The organism is Allobosea sp. NPDC055332 (assembly GCF_053645455.1).
This window is the reverse complement of record NZ_JBSHMO010000015.1, coordinates 1-2,088: the sequence shown is the minus strand read 5'-3', so window position 1 is coordinate 2,088 and position 2,088 is coordinate 1. Positions and strand designations below refer to the sequence as shown.

The following is a 2,088-nucleotide window of genomic DNA, read 5'->3' as shown; positions in this document are numbered from 1 at the left end:
CCACCTAAATCTAAACTAATTACTTATGGCAATTATGGATTCTTTATCAGGAATGATGGCAGCAGCACTTATTTTATGTTGACTAAATCAGGTGACAGATTAGGCACTTATAATAATTTAAGACCACTGATTATAAATGATGCCACGGGTGCTGTATCAATGGGGCATGGCCTGAGTGTTACTGGTGATATTGTCTCAAGTACCAAAGTACGTGCCGGTAGCGGGAAAAAATTCACGGTCAGCAGCAGTAATACATCCACGAAGGAAGCCGCATTCAATTTGTGGGGAAACTCAAGTCGTCCGGTGGTGGCTGAATTAGGTGATGATGCAGGCTGGCATTTTTACAGTCAGAGAAATACAGATAACAGCATCACTTTTGCTGTTAACGGGCAGGTATCACCATCTAACTATAGTAATTTTGATTCACGCTATGTCCGGGATATTCGGCTTGGTGGTGCTGCCACATACAAACCTGCGAACAATGGCATGACATGGACACATCAGGCACCGTCCGGGTGTGTATATTCCGGCATTATTGTTCAGGATACCGGCTCAAACTCTGCCGATAACATTGGTGGCGTATATTACAGACCGGTTCAGAAATACATTAACGGGACATGGTACAACGTGGCGCAGGTATAATTTATGCAGCATTTGATAAATATAACGGCAGGTAATCCAAAAACGGTTGAACAATATCAATTGACAAGGGATTTTGATGTTGTCTGGTTTTTTTCAGAAGATGGTAAGAACTGGTACGAAGAACAAAAGTATTTTGCTGATGACACGATAAAAATAGCGTACGACAAAGATAATATCATCCGCTATGTGGAAAAGGATGTGACAGCTATCAGACCGGATGGATTAAGTGTTGTTGAAGTGGCGGATATTACTGCTAACCGACGGGCGGACATTTCAGGGAACTGGATGTTTAAGGACGGCAAAGTGATTAAACGCATTTATACGGCAGAGGAATTGCTGCAGCAGGCAGAAAACCGGAAAGCCAGACTTCTTGCAGATGCTGAATCCGTGATTTTGCCGCTGGAGCGCGCGGTCAGACTGAACATGGCAACAGATGAGGAGCGTAGCCGACTGGATGCATGGGAGCGTTACAGCGTTCTGGTCAGTCGTGTGGATCCTGCAAATCCTGAATGGCCGGAAATGCCGCAATAAGTTGTATGATCTCTGGAGTGAGCAAACATATCTATGGCACAGAGTAAAGCCTAATCTGACAGGCCGCTCTGTGTCTGGAGTAGATTTTAGTAAAGCATTATTTTATTAGTGCAAATTCTAATCAATACATTTTATGTATATGATATCCTGCAGACTTTAATGACTTGGTTTAGGCTAACCAGATAACACTGAAGGAATATTTTTGATAATTAAGGTGCGGTATGTTTACTAAGCGACGATTAAAAAATATTAACTGGGAGGCAAGTTCAGTGATTCTTGCTATGGTTCTCTTTGTTGGAAATATATTTTATACAAATCATCGTGATGATATAACTATGGAGGCTGAGAGGGACAGTATCAGAACAATGTTTGCATATGAAATCGCTAATAACCATCGCGCTCTCACTTTTCTTGATAAAACGAGATATATTGGCTTTGACGAAAATTCGGAGCATTTTGTTGGCGAGCCTTTTGCCATTAATGTCAAATCATTAGGGGGGCCTCGCTTACAGATTGCATTAAACCAGACTGATAAAGTGTTTAAATCCTACTTCAGCGAATTAAGTAAGCTTGATAAAGAGGATGTTACTCTTCTTATGGACTATTACCATGAGCAAAGCATCCTGCTGGAGCGTGTAAAATCTACGTTACAGAAGATGAAAAGTGGTAATGATATTAAAGTTGATATTGATGGTTACTTATTAGAAGAACACTTCATGAATGAGCTTAATCTTTCTAATATTTTGCTTAAACGCTATAGCCATTTGTTGTCACAACACACCAAAGAACATAAAACAAAAGATTTACATAATTGATAATCTGCTAATGGTTATTCATGGGGTAACTATGTTTTATATGTAATCCAACTCAGATGAATTATTGATTCTGGATAATAACCGCAGAGCGGTATATACC

Annotated in this window: 3 protein-coding genes; all 3 read left to right on the top strand. The window is 40.2% G+C overall.

Annotation, left to right across the window (positions count from 1 at the left end; translation table 11 throughout):
• The coding region (locus ACWIGM_RS31240; RefSeq protein ID WP_454029845.1) for a phage tail fiber protein at positions 1-642 on the top strand (642 nt) is incomplete at its 5' end.
• A gap of 3 nt (positions 643-645) precedes the next feature.
• A complete protein-coding gene (locus ACWIGM_RS31235; RefSeq protein WP_454029844.1) occupies positions 646-1,173 on the top strand; it encodes a tail fiber assembly protein in 528 nt (175 codons plus the stop codon).
• A gap of 269 nt (positions 1,174-1,442) precedes the next feature.
• Positions 1,443-1,988, top strand: a complete 546-nt coding sequence (locus tag ACWIGM_RS31230) for a hypothetical protein (RefSeq protein WP_016239046.1) — start codon at positions 1,443-1,445, stop codon at positions 1,986-1,988.
• The last annotated feature ends 100 nt before the right edge of the window (positions 1,989-2,088 follow it).

What these genes read in the sequence shown, in the direction of transcription:
- ACWIGM_RS31235 (WP_454029844.1), top strand. Translation starts at nt 646, where the DNA reads ATGCAGCATTTGATAAATATAACGGCAGGTAATCCAAAAACGGTTGAA.